The sequence below is a fragment of the Microlunatus sp. Gsoil 973 genome (genome assembly GCF_009707365.1).
GTDB lineage: Bacteria > Actinomycetota > Actinomycetes > Propionibacteriales > Propionibacteriaceae > Microlunatus.
In genome coordinates this window covers 1,394,202-1,411,997 of sequence record NZ_CP046122.1, presented here as the reverse complement: position 1 = coordinate 1,411,997, position 17,796 = coordinate 1,394,202, and the positions used below count along the sequence as shown (strand labels likewise).

Annotated in this window: 18 protein-coding genes and 1 pseudogene; 9 read left to right on the top strand and 10 right to left on the bottom strand. The window is 64.8% G+C overall.

Annotated elements, in window-relative coordinates; all coding sequences use genetic code 11:
- Positions 1-19: 19 nt before the first annotated feature.
- From GJV80_RS06560 to GJV80_RS06530, 6 genes and pseudogenes are all read left to right on the top strand, one after another.
- Positions 20-637 carry a maleylpyruvate isomerase N-terminal domain-containing protein gene (locus tag GJV80_RS06560; RefSeq protein WP_195909199.1) on the top strand — a complete coding sequence of 206 codons (618 nt, stop codon included), beginning with the start codon at positions 20-22 and terminating at the stop codon, positions 635-637.
- A gap of 4 nt (positions 638-641) precedes the next feature.
- Positions 642-1,565: pseudogene (locus tag GJV80_RS06550) on the top strand (NAD-dependent epimerase/dehydratase family protein).
- A 125-nt stretch (positions 1,566-1,690) separates the two neighbouring features.
- Entirely contained in the window at positions 1,691-3,193 is a 1,503-nt protein-coding gene (locus tag GJV80_RS06545) for a pentapeptide repeat-containing protein (protein ID WP_195909197.1), read from the top strand.
- Positions 3,194-3,257: 64 nt separating this feature from the next.
- A complete protein-coding gene (locus GJV80_RS06540; RefSeq protein WP_154687203.1) occupies positions 3,258-4,076 on the top strand; it encodes a hypothetical protein in 819 nt (272 codons plus the stop codon).
- Positions 4,077-4,164: 88 nt separating this feature from the next.
- Complete coding sequence (locus GJV80_RS06535) at positions 4,165-5,151, top strand: IS481 family transposase (protein ID WP_154687202.1); 987 nt, start codon at positions 4,165-4,167, stop codon at positions 5,149-5,151.
- Positions 5,152-5,188: 37 nt separating this feature from the next.
- Complete coding sequence (locus GJV80_RS06530) at positions 5,189-5,395, top strand: hypothetical protein (RefSeq protein ID WP_154687201.1); 207 nt, start codon at positions 5,189-5,191, stop codon at positions 5,393-5,395.
- A gap of 97 nt (positions 5,396-5,492) precedes the next feature.
- On the opposite strand, the gene GJV80_RS06525 is transcribed toward GJV80_RS06530, so the two are convergent.
- The 7 genes from GJV80_RS06525 to GJV80_RS06495 all read right to left on the bottom strand — a co-directional run bounded on the left by GJV80_RS06525 (position 5,493) and on the right by GJV80_RS06495 (position 12,198).
- On the bottom strand, positions 5,493-6,104 hold the full coding sequence (locus GJV80_RS06525; protein WP_154687200.1) for a hypothetical protein: 612 nt from the start codon (positions 6,102-6,104) through the stop codon (positions 5,493-5,495).
- Positions 6,101-6,577, bottom strand: coding sequence for a hypothetical protein (locus GJV80_RS06520; RefSeq protein WP_154687199.1), 477 nt, complete (start codon positions 6,575-6,577; stop codon positions 6,101-6,103). The genes GJV80_RS06525 and GJV80_RS06520 overlap by 4 nt, the downstream gene beginning before the upstream one ends.
- Entirely contained in the window at positions 6,567-7,043 is a 477-nt protein-coding gene (locus GJV80_RS06515; protein WP_154687198.1) for a hypothetical protein, read from the bottom strand. Before GJV80_RS06515 ends, GJV80_RS06520 begins: the two co-directional genes overlap by 11 nt.
- Positions 7,044-10,277 (bottom strand): type 2 lanthipeptide synthetase LanM family protein, encoded by a 3,234-nt coding sequence (locus GJV80_RS06510; protein WP_154687197.1) that lies wholly within the window; start codon positions 10,275-10,277, stop codon positions 7,044-7,046.
- A 61-nt stretch (positions 10,278-10,338) separates the two neighbouring features.
- Entirely contained in the window at positions 10,339-10,590 is a 252-nt protein-coding gene (locus tag GJV80_RS06505) for a cinnamycin family lantibiotic (RefSeq protein WP_154687196.1), read from the bottom strand.
- Positions 10,591-10,668: 78 nt separating this feature from the next.
- Positions 10,669-10,995, bottom strand: coding sequence for a DurN family substrate-assisted peptide maturase (locus tag GJV80_RS06500; protein WP_154687195.1), 327 nt, complete (start codon positions 10,993-10,995; stop codon positions 10,669-10,671).
- A 558-nt stretch (positions 10,996-11,553) separates the two neighbouring features.
- Positions 11,554-12,198, bottom strand: coding sequence for a DedA family protein (locus GJV80_RS06495; RefSeq protein WP_230208192.1), 645 nt, complete (start codon positions 12,196-12,198; stop codon positions 11,554-11,556).
- 164 nt (positions 12,199-12,362) lie between these two features.
- Here GJV80_RS06495 and GJV80_RS06490 point away from each other — a divergent pair, with 164 nt between their 5' ends.
- Positions 12,363-13,226 carry an alpha/beta fold hydrolase gene (locus tag GJV80_RS06490; protein ID WP_154687194.1) on the top strand — a complete coding sequence of 288 codons (864 nt, stop codon included), beginning with the start codon at positions 12,363-12,365 and terminating at the stop codon, positions 13,224-13,226.
- 59 nt (positions 13,227-13,285) lie between these two features.
- Here the strand turns inward: GJV80_RS06490 and GJV80_RS06485 are convergent, their stop codons facing one another.
- Positions 13,286-13,930, bottom strand: a complete 645-nt coding sequence (locus GJV80_RS06485; RefSeq protein ID WP_154687193.1) for a VOC family protein — start codon at positions 13,928-13,930, stop codon at positions 13,286-13,288.
- A gap of 235 nt (positions 13,931-14,165) precedes the next feature.
- Between GJV80_RS06485 and GJV80_RS06480 the strand changes: the two genes are divergently transcribed.
- Entirely contained in the window at positions 14,166-14,621 is a 456-nt protein-coding gene (locus tag GJV80_RS06480; protein WP_154687192.1) for a GNAT family N-acetyltransferase, read from the top strand.
- A 63-nt stretch (positions 14,622-14,684) separates the two neighbouring features.
- Here the strand turns inward: GJV80_RS06480 and GJV80_RS06475 are convergent, their stop codons facing one another.
- Both GJV80_RS06475 and GJV80_RS06470 read right to left on the bottom strand, forming a co-directional pair.
- On the bottom strand, positions 14,685-15,890 hold the full coding sequence (locus GJV80_RS06475; protein WP_154687191.1) for an MFS transporter: 1,206 nt from the start codon (positions 15,888-15,890) through the stop codon (positions 14,685-14,687).
- Positions 15,891-15,997: 107 nt separating this feature from the next.
- Complete coding sequence (locus GJV80_RS06470; RefSeq protein WP_195909196.1) at positions 15,998-16,606, bottom strand: TetR/AcrR family transcriptional regulator; 609 nt, start codon at positions 16,604-16,606, stop codon at positions 15,998-16,000.
- A gap of 92 nt (positions 16,607-16,698) precedes the next feature.
- Here GJV80_RS06470 and GJV80_RS06465 point away from each other — a divergent pair, with 92 nt between their 5' ends.
- Complete coding sequence (locus GJV80_RS06465) at positions 16,699-17,640, top strand: alpha/beta fold hydrolase (RefSeq protein ID WP_154687189.1); 942 nt, start codon at positions 16,699-16,701, stop codon at positions 17,638-17,640.
- The last annotated feature ends 156 nt before the right edge of the window (positions 17,641-17,796 follow it).

Below are 17,796 nucleotides of genomic sequence, written 5' to 3'. Positions count from 1 at the left end.
ATCCCTCGACCACACCGCCGTGATCACCGCCGTCGATCAGCTCGTCGATCTGGTCGGGTCCACGGAGGTGGCCGATGCATGGGATCGAGAGTCGGAACTGCCAGGCATGACCGTCGGCGGATTGGTACGCCACTTGGTCAGCCAACCCGAGTGTGCCGTCGAGTTCCTCACAGCACCTGGCCCGCCGGACGCCCCCGTGCTGACCCTCGTCGGGCACTACGAGCGGGTGGACTGGTTACTGGCACCGACCGACGCAATCGAGAACACGTCGATCCGTGACGACTTCAACCAGATGAGCTCGGCCGGGCCCACTGAGTCGGTCGAAGTGCTTGCGCGCTCTCGGAGGAAGTTGGGCGCGGCCATGGCCGGCGCCGGCCCCACGACCTACGTGCCGTGGCAGGAGTGCGCATTGCCGACCGACGATTTTCTTGTTGTGCGGTTGATGGAGATTGTGGTGCACGCCGACGATGTGACCTCCAGCGTCGGTACGGCGCCTGTAGCGTTCAGCTCGGAGGTTCTTGAGCCCGTTCTCGCCCTTTTGGCCGCGCTGGCCGCGAAACGTCGTGGACAGGATGCTGTGCTTCGCGCCCTGAGCCGGCACGAAAGGCGTTCCGGATCGTCCGTCTCTGCCTTCTGATCGCATGACGCGTGGTGTGGCCAGGCTGCCGGCAACACCGCCTGCTCGGCGCTCTAGAGTGATCGCCGTGCGGATTCTCATCACTGGAGCCGGGGGCAACATCGGGCGTGGGCTGACCGAACGCTTGCTGGCTGAAGGTCAACACCAGCTCGTCCTGAGTGACGTGGTCCGCCCGAACGGTCTGGACGAACGAGTCGAGTTTCACCAACTCGACGTGCAGATCGGGGCAGGACTGGAGACCGCGGCCCGCGATTGCGATGCACTCGTGCACCTACCGGCGTGACATGGCATCCACAGCTCGACCCGGACAGAGGCTGACTTCTGGCGCCTCAATGTCGACGGGACGTTTTGGGCGTTACAGGCGGCGCGCGCCAACCAGGTGCGGCGCTGTGTCTTCTTGTCCTCGCAGTCCTGGCACGGTCATTACGAGAAGTACGGCTTCACCAAGCGGGTGGGGGAGGAGTTGTTGGCCTACCACCATGCCCAGCACGGGCTGTCCTACGTCGCAGTCCGACCCCATGATCTGACGCCCTGGTCGGACGATTGGCCGCAGCGCTACGGCGTCCGTCTGTTGCATGGCGGCGTCGACCGGGACGACGTCCTCGATGCGGTGTCGCCTGCGATCGATCATGTGATGAGGGCGGATGATGCCGAGGTCGTGCTGGACGCGACACGACCCAATGTGTTCACAGCCGACCAATTGGAGGGATGGGAAGAAGATCCGGTCGGACACCTGGAGCGAATCTTTCCCGGCGCGGCAGCAGCGGTCGAACGATACGACCTCGACATTGCCCGCCGGCCACAACTCGTCCCCGACGGTGGCCGGGTGGAGACCGGCTATGCGCCGACCAGGCATTTCGGAACCTTTCTGCAGCGGCTACTCACGATGGATCCGGAAGAGGCACGGAACCTGCCCTGCCCCTACTGAGGTGTCCCGGCCGGGTTCGCGCAGCGGCTCCGATCCACCTCGGAAAGTCGGGCCGCTCGACCATTGCCATGCGCCGTCGCGCGGAGGAACCTGCTGGTACCGACTTCGTGACGAGGGGGACCGCCGTGGAAGCCGTCACTTCGCCGCTCGTGTCCTGGGGCGACTTCTTTGGGAACGCCGATCTGGTCACCGCGTACGTCGCGATCATCACCGCAGTGGCCACCGGCGTGTGGGGCATCAAGAAGTACCTCGACGAACGTCGATCAGCCCGCGAGCAGCAGAAGAAGCTCGCCGAGACCGAGCTGGAGCAGCGCAAGGACGAAGCCCGAGAGGCCAGGCAGCAGCGTGCCGCCGAGCTCATCAAGGCGGTCGGGGACGCGACAGACCCGCGGTCCCGGCGCTGGACGATGAGCGCACTCTCCCTCTATCCGGATGAGTCGCTCGACCTGCTGCTGACCGCGCTGGGTGAGGCAAGCGTCGAGGATGCCTCGGCGATCAAGATGGCGGTGATCTCTCTCGGACCGGACGTGCTGGCGAAAGTGGTGAAGTACCACCGCATAGCCGCGCAGATCTGCACGATCGGTCAGTCACACACTCCTGATGACAAAACAGTTGTTCAGGGGCCCGACTACGACGCAGCATCGAGGATGCGGGACAGCACCCGCGCAATCCTCGTGCACCTACTGATGCAGCTCGATGAGGACCAACGCCGCGAGGTCGACCTCGCCGGCGTAGACCTCTCAGAAGTGAATCTGTCCGGGGCTCGCCTGACCGGAGTGCGGTTCCGCAAGGTCCGTCTGGACCGCGCACTCCTGGGCCGGGCCAAGCTTCAGCGGGCCAACCTGCGCGGCGCCACCCTGGCCGGCACGATCCTCACCCGCGCCCAGCTGATGTCGGCGGATCTGACCGGTGCGCGAGGGTCGATCCAGGCGGTCAGGGCCGACTTGTCCGGGGCGACCCTCGACCAAGCAGACCTGTCCGGATCCATGATGGACGCTGTCCGCCTCCAGGGCGCGTCCATCAAGGGCGCGACCCTGGTTGCTGCGTCACTGGCGGGCGCGAACCTGGGCGGAGCAACCCTCGAGCGGAGCCGCCTGATGCGGGCCACCGCCCACCACCTGGCCGCTCGCAATGTCGTCGTGAAGGGTCTGGACGCCAGCAACGCGAATCTCGCCAACGCCCGGGTCGACGGCTCGCGCTTTGAGAACTCCAAGTTGGTCGCGGCGTCAGCCCCTGGACTGCAGGGTCAAGGATCCCAGCTCCTGAACGTGAACCTCAACGGCGCGAATTTGGGTGGGTCTGATCTGTCGGGCGCCGAGCTCAAGGGATGCGCGCTCGGAGGGACGCAGCTGACGGCGGCGATCCTCACCGGGGTCACGTTCGCCGATTGCAGGCTCGGCTCCACGCAGTTCGTTGGTGCGAACCTCAGCGACACGCGCTTCCGCTCCTGCCTGTTCAAAGGCAGAATCGAGTTCACCCAGGTCGACCTGTCCACGGTCGAGTTCAGTGGGTGTCGGTTCGAGCCGGACACCCAATTGGTGATCGACAACGCGACCTGGCAACGGGCGCAACTCGACTCCGCGGCACGGGAGGCGTTCGGCGCGTCCGGCACACCGGCGATCACCTAGGTTCCGGGCATCGTGACCACGATGGTTGAGACGGCGGCGGACGACAGACAGGGAGACTGTGGTCATGGTGTCTTCAGCCGGTAGACCCGATGGCGTCGGCGTGGCCGACGTGGAGACCGAAGTGACCGAAACCGAACGAGCGGTTCTCCAGGTCTCCTTGCCGGCCGAGATCTTGCGGCTGTTCAGCGGCTATACCCAGGAAACACTCGGATCTTCTATAGCGCGGGTGCGATTTCGATCCGGTCGCATCGACGTCGTTTGGGGAGTTGAGCTGACCGATGGCCGAAAGGTGGCGGTCAAGGCCCACCGGCGGCCTGTCGATCTTGGAGCCGTCACGGCTGCAACGCAGGCCCAGCAAACCTTGAGTGCAGTTGGCTTTCCGTGTGCAGAGCCGCTGTCCGGCCCCGACGAGATGGCCGGCCAGGTCCTCCGGGTCGAAACGTTGCTGCCCGACGGGCAGGTCGCGGACGGGCGTGATCCGGTCATCCGACGGCTGTTGGCCGACGGGCTTGCGGGGCATATCGATGTCCTGCGACATCGCTCCGATCTCATCGATCAGGCCGGTTCCGGGCCATCGTGGTGCCAATACCAGGCCGGACCGTGGCCTGTGCCGCATGATCCGATCGTTGATTTCACTGCCACACCCCTGGGCTATCGCTGGCTGGACCGGTTCGCAGAGCAGGCCGCCGACCAGATCCTCACCCACCGCGACGCCGGCGATGTGGTGGTCGGGCATGCCGACTGGTACGTCGGGAACGTCGCAGTTGCCGACGGGAAGCTGGTGGCAACGTACGACTGGGAATTGGTTGCCGACACCGAAGCAGTGATCGCCGGGTTCACCGCGGCCTGTTATGGAGCTAGCTGTACTGATCACGGACGTTAGTTACGGCGTGCCGGCTGGACGATGACGAGGACCTCCGGGTGAGGTGTGAAGCGACCAAGCAAACACATCTCAGACACCGGAGGTCCTCGTGTCCCACGTTAACGCTGTTCTGACCCCGACTGGTCGTCTGCGGCTGGCCCGGCTGATTGTCGATCAGGGTTGGCCGTTGCGCCGGGCCGCGGAGCGGTTCGGGGTATCGGTGACAACGGCAAAACGGTGGGCTGACCGGTACCGTTCCGATCGGGCCGCGGGGGCCGCGGGATTGCGGGATCGATCGTCCCGCCCGCGGGTGTCGCCGGGGCGGACGCCGACCAGGATCGAGCGCCGGGTGGTCGGCTTGCGGGTCTCGCGCCGGTGGGGGCCGGCCCGGATCGCCTACCGGCTGGGGCTGGTGGTCTCCACCGTGCACAAGATCTTGCGTCGCTACGGCTGTCCACTGTTGACGTTCACCGACCCGGCGACCGGGACCCGGATCAAGACCGGCCGCACCAAGATCAACTCCTATGTCCACCAGGCGCCGGGAGACCTCATCCATGTCGATATCAAGAAACTGGGCCGGATCCCCGACGGCGGCGGCTGGCGCGTCGTGGGTCGGGTTCAGGGTCAGAAGAACACCCGTAGGGGAAAGATCGGCTACTGGTACATCCATAACGCTGTCGATGATCACACCCGGCTCGGCTACAGCGAGCTGCTGACCGATGAGAAGAAGGAGACCGCGGCCGCGTTCTGGCAGCGGGCCAACAGTTACTTCGCCTCAGCAGGCATCGTGGTCAAACGCGTGCTGACCGATAACGGCTCCTGCTACCGCTCCAAGCTGTTCGCCGCAGCCCTGGGCGAAGACATCAAACACAAACGCACCCGGCCCTACCGGCCCCAGACCAACGGAAAAGTGGAGAGATTCAACCGCACCATGCTGCAGGAATGGGCCTACGCCCAACCCTATTCATCCGAAGCAGAACGCGCCGCCTGCTTCACCGACTGGCTCCACACCTACAATCACCACCGCGGACACACCGCACTCGACGGCAAGTCACCAGCCGACCTCGTACCTAACCTCCGTGGACAGAACAGCTAGCTCAACCAGCGGCGGTGGGTTGTCGAGTCCGGAGGAGGTGGCTACATTCCTTCAGGGCTACGAATCCTCCCGCGGACAGCCGTTCACGGGTCCGGAACAACGGGTGGCGGCGGCCGCCGCTGCGTGGATCATCGCTTTCAATGCTCGGTGGCAGCTTGGCCTCGGCGACGACCGGGGCGAAGCGCGTACCGCGCTGTGGTTCGTCCGGGAGCGGCCCGACGATTACCTGGCACTCGCCTGGTGATCAGGTCCGCGGCCCGGGCGTCCGGGCCGCGCGCGACGCCGGCCGGCGGCGTACCGGGACACGCCGTCACAGTTTGGACCGCGATGTCTGCGGATGATTACCCATTGACGACCTTGGACAGGTCAGCGAACTGATCCCGCGTCGCCTGAAGCGCCGTCGCGTAGGCGAGGTCGAAGAGGGACTTGCCGGCATTGGGTCCGCTCTGAACGATCTTGGCCCCCTCAGTCGACGTGGGGGAGTCCTTGTTCAGTTCGGCGTGCGTCGGTGCATTCGGACCGCACAGTTTGGGCCAGTCGAGCAGGAACGTCCCGCTCACGATGTCGGCCGGCAGCGAGCCGACCTGGAGGTCCCAGGTAGGGATCGGATCGACGTCGGTATGCAGCTCGATCCAGTTGGAGTGCGCATAGAAGTCTTCCACGGTGTGGATCATCGTGCCGAAGTCGACAAATGTGTTGGTCTCGATGGTTGTCGATCGGATCAGCTCCCAGAGATCGTCGATGCGCTCGGTGCCCGGTCCGAACGCACAGTTGTCGAAGTGCCACGCACTGTTGAACTGGTTGGCGTCGGTCGCCAGATTCGCGGCCACGATGACCTCGAGTTCATCCTTGATCTTTGGATCGTCGGGACACGCTGCCCTGGTCAGTGCGGCGTGGTAGTCGAGGTTGAAATACAGCCGGTTCGGATTGCGGTCCTGATCGGTCCTGGTCATTGGACTCTCTTGTCTCTCTCGGATGACGGTGTTGCCTGGGACAGCCGCTGCATCCAGTCATCGGGCACGACGAAACCGAAGCTCCACCTGTCCCGCTCGGCTCGGTTCACGATGCAGTGCCAGAGGACCGGGTCTTCGCGGATCCGGAAGAAACGGATCAGCTGCGGTCGGTCCGCGAGCGTGACCAGTTCCTTGGTGTACGGGTTCATATAGCGCATGAAGGTCCGGGTGTCGCCGGCCGGGATGTCCTCGTCGAAGTCGATCAAGTACATCCGCCAGCCCGGCTGGGTCTGGTTGGTGTGCCAGAGCCGATACGCGTAGGGCGGGTACCACATGCTCCCGGAGAAGCGAATCCCCGGGCCGAACACCTTTTCAAGATGCTCCAGCGTCCGTACCTTGGCGTCGAAATACGGCTGGTACTCCGGCAGACTCGGGGCCTGGTCGAGGTTGATCAGATGGAAGTCACGTCGCACAGGGGGAGTCCGTGCTGCCGGTCCAGTGCGGGGCCATGATCTCGTCGTAGCGCGCTTGGAATCCAGGGGAGGCAGGCGACTCATCGGCCCACTGATAGTCCTCGGCCCGGAACTCACTGCGGAACCGATCGAGGTCGGCGGTTGCCGGCCGAAGCCGAAGCTTCGGCAGGTCATCGATGATCGGAGCCAACTCCGCGACGTCGCCGACCTCGAACTCGTAGTGCAGCGCCGAAGCCATCGCCTGTTCCACCGGCGAACTGGGCTGAACGGGTTCTTCGCCCGGTTCCTGGTCGGCATTGCGTTCCATCACAGCGGCCATGATCGACTCGCCGTCGAACGCGAAGCCCAGCCTCTGTCCCAGCAGCGGAAGCTCGGCCGGGTCGGTGATTGCTCTCATCATCCGGGCGATCTCGAGATCGTGATCGGCGAGGTCGAGGAACTCGTGGCATGCAGACGTCGTGGTCATTCACGTACCTACCTTCCATAGCGTTGGATTCGGAGGGTCGAGCAGTAACGGTGACGGCACACGGTCCGGTTCGGCGACCCGGAGAAAGTGCATGCCGACACCGGCGATGCCGACCATCAGTCCCGAGAGCGGTTGGCGGCCGGCTTCCTCACGCGGCCAGTTGGATGCGGCTGCCAGGCGACGCCACATCGCCTGGGCTTGAACATTCGCTTCGAGTTGGAACGCGGGTTCTTGCTGGCGGGCCGCGATCCGCAGCAGCATCTCGGAGTTCCCGGAGACTCCGTGACACAGCGTCTCGTTGCCGACCGATGACAGCCCACGCAAGGTTGCGGCAAGGGCCGTGTACGCCTCATCGAGAAGCAACACCTCGCCACGCCCAAGGGCCGACCACGATTCCAGTCGGCTGAGCCCGATGCCCGGCGCGCCGTTGCACCACGCGTTGCCGAAATGACGCCGACCATGAACCGGGTCCTGCATGCTCGTGCGCAGGTCGTACCAGTCTTGATGTTCGTCGTCGAAGTGGTGCCGTTCGTACTCGAAGGCTGCCAGCCCCGCGTCGATGTAGCCCGCGTGTCCGGTCGCCGCGCCGAGCCTGGTCAGCGCCCATCCGATTCCCGCCGCTCCATGGGCAAACCCGGTGAGGTCAGCGATGCCGACCTCCGGTGTGCTCGATGGCCAACTGAGGCCATGCTCTCCGGACACGCCATGATCCAGGAGGTGTTGGGCGCATCGGTGCGCGGTCGCCAGGCCGATGTCTGTCATGTCGGACATGTCGGACATCGCCAGCAGCACCGCGATCACCCCGGCGCTGCCGCTCAGTACGTCAAGGTCCCGATCGTCATCGATCAACGGATCGATCTGCGCGACTCGGTTGACGGCAAGGTCCCACAACTTCTGATCGCCCCACAGGGCGGAGAGGTGGGCGAGCACGTACGCCTGTCCGGCCAGGCCGTCGAACCCGCCGATTCCGCGGGGTGGATGGCTCAAGGAGTGCGCCAACGCATCGCGCGCCGCGCGGTTCACGCTGGGCGAGGGGATGATCGCGTCGAGATACCCGAGGAACAAAGCCACTCCCGCGCTCCCGTAGTAGAGCGTGCCCTCGATGTCGCTCACATCCGCATCGGCCGCGGCGTAGCTCCAGCGGGGTCCGGGGCCCGGCTCAGCCAGCAACCCGCTGAGCTCCTGACCGACCAGTTGTGCCCACTCGAGCGCGGTGATGACGAAACTGTCATCGCGTACCTTTGCCGTCGACAGGCTGGCGCTGATGTAGCTGACCTGCCGAAGCCGATCGTCGGCCGGCAGGGACCTGATGCGCTCGAGAGCCGCCTGGAGCGGCGAACGAGCCGCGGTGACGCCAGTGGGGTAGACGTTGTCGTTGAGCAACTCATGCTGCTGCGCTGCGACACCAAAGGTCGGTACATCGAGCTGCCAGAGCGAGCGCAGCTCAGCTGCAGTGGCGCGACCGTCGGAGTCCCAGCGCAGCGGCGCCTCGGCAAGACGTCTGAACACGACGTCGACCTCGAGCGGTTCGACCAGGCAGCGCGGATGCCGGGCTGCGATCAGCAGCTGAACGTAGGTCTGGGTGTTGCGCGCAACGTAACGGATGTCCGTCGCGGCAAAGAACTCGGCGATGTAGGCCGGCGCGCCCGGTTGGGTGCGGAACCAATCGTGCACGGCGGTGAAACCTCGCACGATCGAATCCTCGAAGTCCTTCGCCTCGAGCAGGGTGCCGGCCAGTCGGACACGGTTCGCTGCGTTCCCCTCGATGCGGACGCCCGTCTCGTGGCGAACGGTCGGAACAGCTCCGTCCTGCAGCCGGGGAACCGGGAAGGGGACCTCATACACACCGCCGCCGGAATAGCCGCTGAGCCGAGTGACGACCTCGGTCGTCGGTGGCAACGGCCATTCCAACAGCCCGGTACGAAACACCGAGTCGGCGACTGTGTGCCAACCGAGTTCATGCCCCGGAGGCTCCACACCGAGCACGGTTTCGCAGTCACAGATGTGGGCATGTCCGTCGGCGACGATGACGTTCTCGTGATGGAGGTCGCTGCCACCGAGGACATAGAACACCGCCAGGAATCCACCGAGCTCCTCGAAGATCCGCGCAGCCTCGTCGGGAGATTCGACCTCGTTGCGTCCGTGGGGGATCCGCTCCTCATAGCCGTAATCCTGCAGCGCGACGACCCTGCGTCGTGCGAAGTTGATCACGCCGTCGTCGGAGAGCCGTCCCAGGAGCCGCTGCATGGCGACCTCGACAGCCAACGGTCTCGGCTTGTACACGAGCGCCGCACGCGTCGAGCCAAGATCGACACCGATCATGGCCACACTGTTGCCACCCCGGTGATAGTCGCCCTTGCCCAGCTCGACCGAGGTGAAGCATCGGACCGGTTGCCCGATGATCGCTTCGCCGATCAGATCGACATCGGCGGCGAGCCTGTTGATCAGCTGAGTGCCGTTCTCAACCAACTGGCCGGTGACGGCGGCCAACCACCTGGCCAGTACCGAGAATCGGAGGAAGAACTCATGGCAGTGCGCGGCGTCGGCGAAGGTCAACCGGAAGTATTCGTCGTGGTCGGCATCCCTGGCCGTCTCACGACTCGCCCCCCAGCGCGCGAACGTCAAGTTCTCATGTGCCTCGATGGCCCAGGCAGCGGCGAGCTCGAACCGGTCCAGGAGATGCGCCTCGAATGCGTCGACGACCTCGCGGCTGATCAATTCGCGCCCGGCCGCCCGATTCGCGACAGCTCGTCGCTCCGCAAGGCGACGGCGCAGATGCTGTGTGAATGGTGCGCAGGCCAGTCCGATGCGATGTCTGGATGAGGTGGGCGCTTCAACCGAGTCAGGGGCGGGCGCGAAGTCGGCCAACGCCTCGGCGTAGACGCCGATCCATCGGCGGTGAATGTCGGCCACCGTGGCACGGGCCGTCTGATCCATACTGTCCGCGCGCCGGCGCCACGTACGGTAGCGCCGTACCACGCGGGTGATGGTGTCGACGTCGGTCCTCTGGTCGGCCAAGCGGTCGGCCAACCGGCCGATCTGCCAGTCCTCGGCCGGTCGAAGGGGCTGATCACTCTCGTCGACAACAACGTCGGCGAGAGCTGCGACGACGGCGGTCTGCTCGGCGAGGTTCGATGCCCGCACTGCGACCTGAAGGGCTGCCTCGTAGGCGGGCAGACCGCCGACGGTTCGAAGATCGTCGCGACCAAAGACGTCGGCTCCGGGCTGTGTCACACTGTCACGTCCCGTGGCGCTGTCATGTGCCTTGATCACGTCGTCGTTCGGTCGATTCGGACTACTTGGTCGTTCCGTCGCACACGAACGTCAGCGGGCCTGAGCTGCAGGTCGACCTGCATTGTGCTGTGAAGGCACTTCCGGCTGCGAGATCCAACGGAGCCTGCTCCTGAGGCTCCACCGCGGCCGGGAGCGCTGCATCGGTGAAGTCACCACTGTCGGTCATGTGGGCGCGGAATTCCTGGTCGACGACAGCCGAAAGGAGTGCCTCGTCGGCGTCAGTGAATGTGCGATCGCTAACCGTTTCGGTCATGAGTGATCCCTTTCTTGAATGTGTTCATTTTGATTTAGGGGGATAAATGATTCGATGAGACTGACCGGGATCGGTCGTTCAGAGTGAACCGAAGTTCCCGACCACCGCTCGCAACTCATCAAGAGCCGCCGTCATGTTGTCGGAGTTGTTCTGCCACTCGACCAACCCCTGTTCGCTGGCGTGAAGGCCTTCGGGCGCCCAAAGTTTTTCGAGCCAAGCCTTCAACTCGGCGTCGTCATCGAGCGCAGCGTCTACGTTGGCTCGCGCCAACACTGCAGGACCCTCCGCGTCAAGGGCCAGTTGGAAGAACTCGTGGACCTTTCCTCCTTTCGGAAAACACGAGAGCAGGACGGCCAACCCCTGCAGGTACCGGATCATTACTGTCTCCACAGAGACTTCAGCCATGCGATCACCCCTTAACGGTGGATGTGAATGGTTGCCGACGGCGTACGGCGGCACCCGGCTTGCGCGACTGCGCAGGTCTGGTGCCGCCGGAGCATGTGCGCAGATGTCACCCAGGAAGATCTGACTCGAGCGGGTTCGCAGACGGGTGCGATCACAGACCATTACCCCTTCCTCACCTCACGGCGATAAAGGCAATCCGAACGTGGCCCGCAGCCACGACGGACTTTAGCTGGGCAAATGTCCTACAGTCGGCGGGCGTCGAGTCTCATCCGCTACTGACCCAATGACAACAAGACCTACAGCGTTACCAGACCGTCTTGTTTGGCTAAGTAGGGGTTGAGCGACATCGCCCGAAAAAAAGTGTCCCGCTATGACGCAAGTGTGTCAATGGCGCTATATCTGATTCGGGACTTTAGTCCTTCGATGAGAGCCCCATTGATCGGATCGAGTCGGAGACCCAATTGAATGCGCAATTGTTTTGTCGGCGTCTAACGCCGGTGAGAAGGGCAGGACGGCCCCATTCCGATTGCAGCTGCAGCCGTTCGGCCTACGCGGCTGCTACTCCCCGGACGAGCCCTGCGCGCGTCGTCGCAGCCGCCGGAGCACAAAGCCGATCACAAGAAGCCCGAGGCCGATGTAGATGACATTGCTCACGGTGCCCACATATCCCTCAACGTGGTGCCACTGCGCGCCGAGCTCATAGCCGGCGACGATCAGAGCAGAGTTCCAGACCGAACTTCCCGCGACCGTGTAGATCGAGAATGACCAGATCGGCATCCGGTCGATGCCGGCAGGGATGGAGATCAGACTCCGGATCCCGGGCACCATACGGCCCAGGAGGACAGCGGCGGGCCCGTGACGTCGGAACCACCCGATCGCCCGCTCGACGTCGCGCGCGTGGAGCAGCGGAACACGGTCGGCAGCGGCGCAGATCCGGTCCCTGCCCCACGCTGCACCCAGGTAGTAAAGGACGTACGCACCGGCGAGCGATCCTGCAGTGGCAGCGACGATCGCAGGAATCATTCCGTAGTGTCCTTGACTGGCGGTGTATCCGGCGAGAGGAAGTACCACCTCGCTGGGGACCGGCGGGAAGACACTCTCGACTGCGGTAGCGACGCCGACGCCCGGGGCCCCGAGCGCCCGCATGACGGCGACGACCCAATCGAGCACGTGGCGCATCGGCAGCCTTTCGTCGTCGGGCACTCTGCGAACATCACCAGAGTCCACGCCGCCCCAAATCCGGTCCGCCTGTAGAGATGACACGGATTATGCCGGTCCGACTCGTTGTTGGCAGGCGGTGCTTCTGCTGACCGACGACTTCGTGCCTGCGCGTCTGGACGGCGGGCTTTGACGTACTGTGCCAGGGCATGGAGCTTCAGCACCGCCAGGCCGTCGTCAACGGCGTACGCCTGCACTACGTCGAGGCCGGCTCCGGCCCGCTGGTCGTGCTGTTGCACGGCTTCCCGGATTTCTGGTGGTCCTGGCGACTGCAGGTTCCGGCGCTCGTCGAAGCAGGGTATCGGGTCGTGGCGCCCGATCAGCGCGGCTACGCGGAGAGTGAGAAGCCGCACGACTGGCGCGCGTACCGGGTCGAGACCCTGGCGGCGGACGTCGCTGCGCTGGTCCGCGTCGAGCTGGGGGAGGAGCGCGCGTTCGTCGTCGGCCACGACTGGGGCGCGGCCGTCGCATGGATGGTGGCGACACTGCACCCGGAAGTTGTCGAGAAGCTCGCGATCCTCAACGTGCCGCACCCGGACACGATGCAGCGGACGCTGCGGAGCAGCCGCAAGCAGTTGCTGAACAGCTGGTACATGTTCTTCTTCCAGATCCCCTGGCTGCCCGAGCACCTGCTGGGCTGGACCGGGCGGCGCGCGCTCGCACAGGCCTTTCGGGACGCGCGGCCGGGCACGTTCACCGACGACGACCTCGACCGGTACGTGGCCGCACTGAACGGCGCCGACGGATTCCGGGGGCCGATCAACTGGTATCGCGCGGCGCTTCGCACGCCGATCCAGCGCATGCGGAGGTTGTACCGGCCGATCCCTGCCGAGGCGCTGGTGATCTGGGGCGAGCAGGATCGGTTCTTGATCGCCTCGATGGCTGAGCCCTCACGGGAGCTGGTCCCGCACGTGCGCGTCGAGCGGCTATCGGAGGCGTCACATTGGGTGCAACTCGACGAGCCCGAGCGCGTGAACGCGTTGCTCACCGGGTTCTTCGGCGACGCCGAGTAGCACAAGGCGCCGCCCTGGACCCGCGGTGATCATGGACGCTGGCGGACGCCGGTCCGCGGCTACTCTCCGCTGAACAGGATCAGATTGCCCTCGGGGTCTCGAACCACGAACTGATGTGCGCCCCACGGCTGACGCTGCAGCGTTTGCTGGAACTCGACATCAGCCGCGACGTACTCGGTGTAGAGGGCCTTGACATTGTCGACGAGGATCACGGCCGAGAGCAGTTGATCATCATCTCGAACGGTGCCGTTGTACACAGGTTCACAAACGTAACGAAGATTGAGGCTGACGTTGTCGCGGCGTACTTGACCGTAGTACGGCGGATCGCCGTGGGTGAAGACCACCTGGAATCCCAATTCGCGTTCGAAGAACTCGCAGGCTGCGTTGACGTCGGATACGAAGAGCTGTGGTTCGGCCCGGGTGAGAACCGCCGGCGGTGAGTCGCCGGGGTCGGACGCTGCGGCCGCCTGGGGCTTCTGCGCCAGTTGCGCCTTGAACGTAGCCCATGTTTCGTATCCGGCTTCGCGAGCCAGCAGAAGCTGCGCGTCAGCAAGCACGAAGCGCTGCGCGAGGATCTGTTCGTCGCTCAACCCGTGGTACCGCGGCAACCCGGCACGGATCCTCGCAGCGACGGCATAGTTACGCTCGCGGTGCCAGCGGAGTAGCTGCCTGGCCTGCTTCCGCAGATTCTCCAGATTCGTCATGGGCACACCTCTAATAGTGGCGAGGTGGGCATAGCCCCTTCGGCGAGTGCCGGCGCGCCCTCATTCAGCAGCACCAGCATCCTGCAATCCGGGGCTTCCCGCTGTCAAGCGATCGACCGGTGCGCTAAGTCGTACGGGCAGCAACCGGCGAGTGCCTGCGTCGCAAACCAGCCAAGGGGGAAGCGATCCGGGAATCCGGTTGTGACCGTTCGACGACGCTGAGACGGTTGCTGACATGATCAGCCTCCGCACAGCGACACATGACGACATCCCAACCTTGGCCAACGTCCTCGCCGCCGTCCAGGCGCAGACCGATCCGTCAATCGACGTTGAGAAGGCTCGGCAGAGCATGATCGAATCCATCCCCGAGTACTTCGGTAAGGACGAGCCGGAAAGTCTGCTGTCGATAGTCGAGCTCGACGGCGAACCCGTCGGCAGGCTCCGCGTCGTCCGCTTCGAAGACCGGATCTTCCTCGGCGGCATCCAGATCCATCCCGACTTTCAGAACAGAGGCGTCGGCACACATCTGATCGCGGCACTGATCAAGGAGTGCCGTGCCGCCGGGAAGCCCCTGCAGCTCGACGTGGAACGCACCAACACCCGAGCCCGGCAGTTGTACGAGCGCCTGGGGCTCCGACACAACGGTGAGTCCGAGACCGACATCCACCTGCAGTTCTCCCCGACCGCCTGAACAGTTCGACGGGGTAACCGGTACGCCTGGTCCACCACCCCGGCGACAAGGCCGTCCCCGTCATCAGTCTTTTCTGGAGGGTGACAGCCACCGCCTCCCGGCAAATGCGATGAGGGTGCCCGTGGTGGCGGCTGCCGTGGTCAGGAGGAACGCATGGTTGGCCCCATAGGCGTCGATCAACTGGCCTGCCAGCGAAGACCCCGCGGCGATCCCGAGGCCGGTCGCCGCGGTGAGCCAGGCGAATCCCTCGGTGAGACGGTCCGCTGCGACGAGGTTGGCCATCAGGCCGGTCCCAGCGATCAGCGCGGGTGAGACGGTCATCCCGTAGATCAAGGCGCAAACGGCCATGACGACGATCGTCGGAGACAGCACGAGCGAGATCGACAGCAACGCCATGGACAGCAGGGCGACCGCAAATCGGGTGGGTAGCGTCCGTTGCCAATTGATCGCCCCGTACGCCGCCCCCGCGATGACGCTGCCAATGGCGAAGGCGGCGAGCAGGGCGCCGGACAACGCGTTGTGTCCGGACACCTGTGCGAATGCGATCACACTGAGATCGCTGGATCCGAAACACATTCCCAGCATCAGGTGGGCCGCTACCAGGACCCAAGCACCGGCAACCCGATAGGTGGGCGGGCTGAGAGTCTTCACGCCGGTGTCCCCGCGGCGAGCACGAGGTGGTGGTTCCGTGGTGCGCTGCATCATCAGGAGACCGCCACCGATCACGGCCAGACCGGTTGACGTCAAGACACCAGCACCGGGCCAAACACTGGCAGCCAGGAACGCAGCGAGCACGGGCCCAACAACGAACACGCCGGCGTCGATGACCGATTCCAAGGAGAGAGCCGTGTTGAAGGTGCCATGGTCTCCGACCATGTGTTTCCACCGGCGCCGAGCCATCGATCCGATCTGGGGGACGGCCGCGCCAGCCACGACCGCAGCCGGAAACAGCAGCCACCCAGCCCATGGGCTGGTCGCCGCGAACACCAGCGCGCTGGTGGAGACCGCGAACACGACCAGCAGCGGCCGCAGTAGTCGCCGCTGACCCCACCCATCGGCCAAGGCCCCAGTCAGCGGGCCGGTCAGCGCCGTGGCGACGGCCAGCGTGCCGCTCACCAAGCCCGGAAGCGCGTACGAATCACTCTGGGCTCGAACAAGCAGCACAGTCCCGAGGCCGAGCATCGACAACGGAACGCGGCCGATCAGGCCGGCGACCACCAGCCCGCGCGCTCCGTCGAGTCCCAACAACGTCCGGTACGGCCTCAGCACGAGTCCTCCAGATCAAGCCTTGGTGAGCCGATCCTGACGGATGCCGCTGACGGCTGGAATCGACGTCCCGAAACCGGTTCAGATCCGATCGCTGGAGGCCGCGCACGCTACCGGCCCGACTCGTCCGCGGGCTCGGATCTGAGGCAGGTGCCGATGATCATCGGAACATACTCTGTTGCGTTGGCCTGATCGATGCGGCCCGTGACAAAGCCGTAGTGGAGGCTGCCTACGAGTGCGAGGGCGACCGCGCCGGTGTTCGTGTCAGCGGCGATTCGCCCGCCAGCCTTCTCTGCTTCCAGGTAGTCCACGAATGCCTTCTCAACATCGCCGAGGACGTGAACGGAGCTGACGGATCCCAGCTCATGCAGGCGCGCCAGGGTAGATGGCCGGGAGTGCACGATTCCGATGATGGCGAACAGCGGCGACCGCAGAAGTGCCGTCGCCACGCCGGCGAGGTTGGCTGCAACGTCACCTGAGCCGGCGTAGGAGATGAGTTGCGCCGCTTCCCGGCCGGCCGCATCGGCCCGGTCAACGACGAGTTCGGCGAGGAACTGGTCAAGATCGGTGAAGTGGTTGAACAGCAGTCCACGAGCCACGCCCGCCTCCTGCGCGACGGCGCGACTGCTGAACCCATCTGCGCCACGACCGAGGAGGACCCGCTCCGCCGCTTGGAAGAGGCGCTCTCTCACCTCGGGTATGGCCACACCTCGGGGCATCCGGCTCTTGCCTCCTCCCTGCCGCATTGCCAAGTTTGAGCGTACGCTCATACTATATGAGCAGCTGCTCATACAGGTGAGGAGGGCAGCCGATGATGCCGATCCGAATGATGCTGATGAAGCGCCGGCGCCGAACTATGCGCCGAGCCGCGCTGGACTCATCCGACGCGGGCCAACCGCGCCTCGACATCTGGGCCGACCCGAAGGGCGAGCTGCGGATCGGTTCGCTTGCAGTCCGGGTGGCAGGGGAGGGCCGTCCCACCCTCCTGCTCCACGGATTCATGGGGTCGAACCGCTATTGGGGCGCTGCCTACGACCGATTGGCCGATGATGGCCTGCTGCTGGCGCCTGATCTGCTGGGCTTCGGTTTCTCGCGAGGGCCGGACCGGGGATACGGCCCCGACGACCACGGCGACGCGCTGGTCCGCTCGGTGGCTGAACTGGGGGTGGGTTCAGACCTCCTGGTCGTCGGGCACTCCACGGGAGCACTACTCTCCCTATGGCTCGCAAGCAGGTATCCCGACAAGGTCAGGCGCGTGGTCGCCATCGCTCCGCCACTTTTCCGGGACCCCGAACACGCTCGGCGACAGATCCGTCAACTCGGCCGGCTGGAGCAGCTCTTCGCCTTCCAGGACTGGGCAGCGAAGATCTTCTGCCGGCACCTTTGCCAGAAGCGTCCCAAGCTCGCGGCCAGACTCTACGGCGTTATCCGGCCCGACCTGCCGGAACCGATCCTGGAGGACGCGACCCGGCATTCATGGACGTCGTACTCGGAGACGATCAAACGAGTCATCGTCGCCGCCGAAGCCGCACAATGGCTTGCCTCGGCAACCTGCGACGTCGAGTTGGTCGCCGGAACCGACGACAGGATGCTGGACCTCGATTTCCTTCGTGAGCTGTCCGGTCAGCATCCGCACGTCACACTGCGGATCATTCCCGACGGGGACCACCACCTTCCGCTGACTCAACCGGAACTATGCCTGGCAGCGATCGCGGGGGAGCCCAACAGCATGCAGACCGAAACAGCCGTCTGACTCGGGCCACGAGAACGGCGGGAGTACCGTCAACTTGACATAATGTAGCTTATCGGACAATTGACGGAGCGTTGCAGGCACGTGCAGTTCGGGACCAAGGGCCGGGCTGATCGGTTACCGACGTCCCCTGCGCTCCATGTCGCCCAGCAAGCATTG